General features: G+C 69.7%; 7 protein-coding genes. 6 read left to right on the top strand and 1 reads right to left on the bottom strand.

Annotated elements, in window-relative coordinates; translation table 11 throughout:
- From WBA11_RS17050 to WBA11_RS17040, 3 genes are all read left to right on the top strand, one after another.
- On the top strand, positions 1–587 hold a 587-nt coding region (locus WBA11_RS17050), incomplete at its 5' end, for an OmpA family protein (RefSeq protein ID WP_424521843.1).
- A 134-nt stretch (positions 588–721) separates the two neighbouring features.
- Positions 722–1,405 carry a TIGR00730 family Rossman fold protein gene (locus WBA11_RS17045; RefSeq protein ID WP_424521842.1) on the top strand — a complete coding sequence of 228 codons (684 nt, stop codon included), beginning with the start codon at positions 722–724 and terminating at the stop codon, positions 1,403–1,405.
- A 198-nt stretch (positions 1,406–1,603) separates the two neighbouring features.
- Positions 1,604–2,464, top strand: coding sequence for a hypothetical protein (locus WBA11_RS17040; RefSeq protein WP_424521841.1), 861 nt, complete (start codon positions 1,604–1,606; stop codon positions 2,462–2,464).
- A gap of 87 nt (positions 2,465–2,551) precedes the next feature.
- Here WBA11_RS17040 and WBA11_RS17035 read toward each other — a convergent pair whose 3' ends face one another.
- Complete coding sequence (locus WBA11_RS17035; RefSeq protein ID WP_424521840.1) at positions 2,552–2,689, bottom strand: hypothetical protein; 138 nt, start codon at positions 2,687–2,689, stop codon at positions 2,552–2,554.
- A gap of 55 nt (positions 2,690–2,744) precedes the next feature.
- Here WBA11_RS17035 and WBA11_RS17030 point away from each other — a divergent pair, with 55 nt between their 5' ends.
- The 3 genes from WBA11_RS17030 (at position 2,745) to WBA11_RS17020 (ending at position 5,841) form a co-directional block, all read left to right on the top strand.
- Positions 2,745–3,503, top strand: coding sequence for a DapH/DapD/GlmU-related protein (locus WBA11_RS17030; RefSeq protein WP_424521839.1), 759 nt, complete (start codon positions 2,745–2,747; stop codon positions 3,501–3,503).
- Positions 3,504–3,635: 132 nt separating this feature from the next.
- Positions 3,636–4,775 (top strand): DegT/DnrJ/EryC1/StrS family aminotransferase, encoded by a 1,140-nt coding sequence (locus tag WBA11_RS17025; protein WP_424521838.1) that lies wholly within the window; start codon positions 3,636–3,638, stop codon positions 4,773–4,775.
- A 34-nt stretch (positions 4,776–4,809) separates the two neighbouring features.
- Entirely contained in the window at positions 4,810–5,841 is a 1,032-nt protein-coding gene (locus WBA11_RS17020) for a Gfo/Idh/MocA family protein (protein WP_424521837.1), read from the top strand.
- The last annotated feature ends 3 nt before the right edge of the window (positions 5,842–5,844 follow it).

The following is a 5,844-nucleotide window of genomic DNA, read 5'->3' as shown; positions in this document are numbered from 1 at the left end:
GCGCCGGAGCCGCAGCGGGCGGCGTCATCGGCGCCGTCATCGGCCGGGCCACCGGCTCGACTGCTCGCGGAGCCATCATCGGAGCCGCCGTCGGCGGTACGGCCGGCGCCGTCATCGGACGCCAGATGGACCGGCAGGCCGAGGAGCTCGACGACGACCTCGAGAACGCTGACGTCACGCCGATCCCCGGTGACGACGGCGACACGGCTGGCATCGCCATCCGGTTCGACAACGCCTTGCTGTTCGACCTGGGACAGGCCTCGCTGCGCCCCGGTGTCCGCTCGGACCTGACGGACCTCGCGTCGAGCCTGCGCAACTACTCCGACCACGACGCGGTCGTGGTGGGCCACGCGTCCACGGACGGCTCGACGGCGACCAACCAGTCGCTCTCGGACCGCCGCGCTCGCGCCGTCACCGACTTCTTGGTCGGCCAGGGCGTCCCCGCCTCGCGGTTGCAGTCGTACGGCCGCGGTGAGACCGAGCCGCTCGCTGGCATCCCGGGCACGGACCCGGCCAATCGCCGCGTCGAGATCGCGATCTACCCGAACGACGACTACCGTCGGTCGGTCGAGAGCCAGTACAACTAAGCGCTCCAGCTTGCGTCCTCGAGGACGGAGCTAGTTTCGCGGCCCCCGGTGCTTCGGCGTCGGGGGCCGCTCTCATTCCTCCGCCCTCGATGTCCGACTCTCCGCAAGCAACGCCATACCGTGCCGACCGGCCGATGACCCCACGAGACGTCGCGAAGTGGCAAGACGAGCGGATCAAGGACACGTGGAAGGTTTTCCGCATCATGAGCGAGTTCGTCGAGGGCTTCGAGCGCTTGGGCGAAATCGGCCCCAGCGTGTCGGTCTTCGGGTCCGCCCGCACCAAGCCGGGAACGGAGCACTACGAGCTCGGCGTCGCGGTCGGGCGAGAGCTCGCCACTCGTGGGTACGCCGTCATCACGGGCGGCGGGCCGGGCATCATGGAGGCCGCCAACAAGGGCGCCACCGAAGCCGGCGGCGTGTCGGTCGGGCTGAACATCGCGCTCCCCTTCGAGCAACACGTCAACCCGTACGTGGAGCCCGCTCACGACCTGACCTTCGAGTACTTCTTCGCGCGCAAGACGATGTTCGTGAAGTACGCCCAAGGCTACGTGGTCCTGCCGGGCGGATTCGGGACGATGGACGAGCTGTTCGAGAGCCTGACGCTGATCCAGACCCAGAAGGCCGCCACGTTTCCTGTCGTGCTCATGGGGACCTCGTACTGGAAGGGCCTGCTCGACTGGATCCAGGACACGCTCCTCGAGGGCGGCTTCATCTCGGCCGGCGACCCGGACCTCGTCACCCTGACCGACGATCCGGCCGAGGCCGCCGACCTCATCGACCGCTTCTGCTCACAGTCGGGGATCACCCCCAACTTCTAGCCCGTCCCCTCGAGGACGCCAAGCCGGCGCAGCCAACGACACCCGTCGAAACGCTCGGCGTACGGCGAACCCGACGTCACCGTCCGATTCTCTGGACAGCCGGGGCGTACGAAGCGCCCGGAATGACCCGTTTCAGACCCGGCACGAACTCTGTAGTTTTCTCGCCAGGACCCACCGCTTGACTCACCCCCACCCAGGATGACCCGTTTTCTCTCTCTCGCCCTGCTCGCCTTCGGCCTCACGACCGTCGCCAGCGCGCAGACCACTGACCCCACCGAGATGCCAGCCGTCGAGGCCGACACGGTCGTCGCCGACTCCCTCGAGGCGGCCATCGAGCCGGACCCCGAGCGCGCCCGCGAGCTCTATCAGGAAGGCATCGAGCTCTTCCGCGAGAGCAACTTCAGCGACGCCCTCTTAAAGTACGAGGAGGCCCTCCTCTACAACGAGACGTACGCACCGGCCGGACTCGGACTCGCACAGGCCCTGGCCCAAGAGGGGCGCCTCGAGGACTCCCGTAACGCGTTCGAGGACGCGGTCGCGATGGCCGAGGCCTCCGACGCCTCCAACGCCGGGACCATCCTCTCCGCGGCGAACCGCGGGCTCGAGCAGGTGAGCGGCGTCCTCGAGGCGCGCGCCGCCCAGGCCGCGGCCGCCCAGGAGCAGCAGGCCGCCGCCAGCGCTGCTGCCGAGACGACGGCGAAGATCGAGCAAGCCGTCCAGATGCTCAACGGCAACGACATCACCTACGAGCAGGGCACCGACGCCTACGCGCTCTTGGAGCAGGCCCGGATGGCCGGCTACGACGCGGACCTGGTCGCGTTCTACTACGCCAAGGCCCTGATCGCGATGGAGCGCGGCGCCGACGCCGTCCCGTACGCCGAGACCGCTCTCGCGGCCAGCGAGGGCCAGGCCGACCGCTCGAGCTTCTATATCCAGCTCGGCCTAGCGCACATGGGCGCCGGCGACGCGGACCAAGCTCGCGCCGCCTTCGAGTCGATCGCTGAGGGCCAGGCATGGCACGGCTGGGCGCAGCACTACATCGGCCAACTCGACTCGTAGCGCCAGAACCCGCCCCCGGACACACGAGCGCCCCGCTGGAGATCTCTCCGGCGGGGCGTCGTCGTTTGTTCGTCCTCGAGGGCGCCGCTACACCGTGTTGCGGCTTCCGAGCCACCACACGACGGCGAGAAACACGACCGGGACGAGGAAGGCGAGGTACACCATCCACTCGAGACCGACGCCGTAGCCCTCAGGGGTAGGCGCGAGGAGAGCGAGAAGAGTCATTCGAAGCGGGGGCTAGCTTTTCAGAAGCTACGCCCCACTCCTCGCCCCCGATCCGATGCCCGCCGCTTCCACCGCCCAGATTCATCCGTCCGTCGTCCTCGAGGACGACGTCGAGGTCGGTCACTTCGCGGTGATCGGGGCCGGCGTCGAGATTGGCGAGGGGAGCCGACTCGGTCATCATGTTGTTGTCCACGATGGGAGCCGGTTGGGACCGGGCGTGCGCGTGGACGACCACGCGGTGATCGGCAAGCGGCCGATGCGGGCGGCGCGGAGCGCGACGACGAGCGCGGCCGACCTCGAGGCCGCGGTCATGGGGGCGGACACGATCGTCGGGACGGGAGCGGTGGTGTACCGAGGGGCGACGATCGGCGAGCGCGTGCTGATCGCGGACTACGCGACGGTCCGCGAGCGCGTGTCCGTCGGCAGCGAGTCGATCGTTGGGCGCGGCGTCGCCATCGAGAACGACTCGACAGTCGGGGCGCGGTGCAAGCTGGAGACGAACGTCTACGTCACGGCCTACTCGACCATCGAGGACGACGTGTTCGTGGCGCCGGGCGTGCTGACGAGCAACGACGCGTATCTCGCCCGGACGGAGGCTCGAAAAACCGCATTCGCGGGACCCACTGTTCGGGAAAGCGCCCGGATCGGCGTCGGCGCGGTGCTGTTGCCCGGCCTCGAGGTCGGGAGCGAGGCGGTGGTGGCAGCGGGCGCGGTCCTGAGCAAGGACGCCACCGGCGGGCGGGTCCACGTCGGCGTGCCGGCGCGCGACGTGCGGGCGGTGGCACCCGAGCAACTGCGAGAGAACGGGGGGTAGGGCCTCGGCCCCGTGAGAGCAGATCCGCTCCACGCCCTCGAGGTCGTGCCCTGGGAATCGCCCTCGAGGACGACCGTGCTTCACCGAGTCGACACGGGCCGTCGGCTACCTTCAGGGGACCCCCCGACCGGCATGAACAAGACGCTCCAGATGGTCGACCTGCGCGCGCAGACGGCTGCCATCCGCCCCGACCTCGACGCTGCGATCGCGGCCGTCCTCGACCGTGGCGCGTTCGTGCGCGGGCCGTTCGTGGCCGCCTTCGAGGCCGACCTCGCAGCGTACGTCGAGGGTCTCGGCTCGACCGAGCCTGTGTACGCTCTCGGAGTCGGGAACGGAACGGACGCGTTGCAGATCGCTCTGATGGCGCTCGGCGTCAAAGCGGGCGACGAGGTCGTCTGCCCGTCGTTCACGTTCGTGGCGACGGCCGAGGCGGCGGCGGTTCTAGGAGCGAAGCCCGTGTTCGTCGACATCGACCCGGAGACGTTCAACCTCGACCCGGACCTGCTGCACGCGGCTCTCACAACGCGCACCAAGGCCGTCGTGCCCGTCCACATGTTCGGCCAGTGCGCCGACATGACGGCGATCCGTGCGGTCTGCGACCCGCTCGGAATCCCGGTCGTCGAGGACGCGGCCCAAGCCATCGGGTCGACGTGGCAGGGTCGCCCGGCTGGCGTCATGGGAGACCTGACCTGCTTGTCGTTCTACCCTTCGAAAAACCTTGGCGCGTTCGGCGACGGCGGCGCCGTCCTGACGACGGACGAGGATCTGGCCTCCAAGACGCGGCAGATCGCGAATCACGGCTCAGCCAAGAAGTACCACCACACGACGGTCGGCGTGAACAGCCGCCTCGACGCGATACAGGCCTCCATCCTGTCGGTTCACTTGGGCCATCTGCCGGCATGGATCGACGCGCGCCGGGCCGCCGCGTCCTGCTACGACGCGCACCTCGCCGACCTCGAGGACGTCACGCGACCTCGACGCGAGAACGACGCGCGCCACGTGTTCCACCAGTACACGATCCGGGTCTCGGCCGACGTCCGAGACGGGCTGCGCGACCACCTGAAGGCGCAGGGCGTCCCGACGATGATCTACTACCCGGAGCCGATCCACCAGATGCCGCCGTACCTCGGCCCGGCGTTGCCCGAGACGGAGCGGGCCTGCCGCGAGGTCTTGTCGCTCCCGATGCACCCGCACCTCAGCATCGCCGACACGGAGTACGTCGCCGGTCACGTCCGGTCGTACCTCGAGGCCGGCGTCCCGGTCGCCGCGTAGCCCGGCCTCGAGGCCGGACCTCTCCCCTCTCGCTATGTCCTCGTTCGCGTTTACCGAGTCCATCCGCGTCGGCCAGATTGGCGTGGGCCGGTGGGGGCGCAACGTGCTCCGAAACCTGGCGGCCAGCGAGAGCGCTGAGGTCGTGGCGGTCGCCGACCCTCTCGACCCGGCGCTCGCCCAAGCTTCCCGCATCGCGCCGACGGCCCGGACGGCGCGGTCGGCCACGGTCGTCCTCGAGGACGAGTCCATCGAGGCCGTCGTGGTGGCGACGGAGACGCCGCTCCACGTCGAGCTCGCCGCTGCCGCCCTCGAGGCTGGCAAGCACGTGTTCGTCGAGAAGCCGCTCGCGCAGACGACGTCCCAAGCCGAGCGGCTGGTCCGGCTCGCCCAGGAGCGAGACCGGCGGTTGATGGTCGGGCACCTGCTGCGGTACCACCCGGCGTTTCAGCACGTCGAGCAGCTCGTCAAGGACGGCGTCCTAGGTGAGATTCAGTACCTCTACAGCGTCCGCGCGAACCTGGGCGTGGTGCGGTCGCAGGAGAACGCGTTCGACAGCCTGGCGCCGCACGACCTGGCCATCGCTCGGTCCCTCCTGGGCGACGCCGTTGCGGTCACGGCGACCGGCCGTGCCATCCTGCAGACGGGCATCGAGGACGTGGTGTTCGCGACCGTCGAGTACCACGGCGGGGCCATCGCCCACTTGCACGCGTCGTGGCTCGACCCGCACAAGGTGCGGCGGACGACGGTCGTGGGCGATGTTCAAATGGCCGTGATCGACGACCAAGAGCCGTCCGAGAAGGTCCGCGTGTACGACCGGGGCGTCGACCCCTCCGAGGCGCGGTTCGGCGACGTGGCCGGCGCGCTCGCGGTTCGATCAGGTGACATCGCGGTCCCGCAGATCCCCGCCGCGGAGCCCCTGCGCGTCGAGGTCGAGGAGTTCCTGTCGGCGATCCGCGAGCACCGCGCCCCGCTCACAGACGGCGTCGACGGCCTCGAGGTCGTGCGCGTCCTCGAGGCGGCCAGGCAGTCGCTGGCGGAGCGGCGGCGCGTCGAGATCGAGCGGTAGCGT

The organism is Rubrivirga sp., from assembly GCF_049648075.1.
Lineage (GTDB): Bacteria > Bacteroidota > Rhodothermia > Rhodothermales > Rubricoccaceae > Rubrivirga.
The sequence above is the reverse complement of the archived record's forward strand: the minus strand, read 5'-3'. Positions and strand labels throughout refer to the sequence as shown.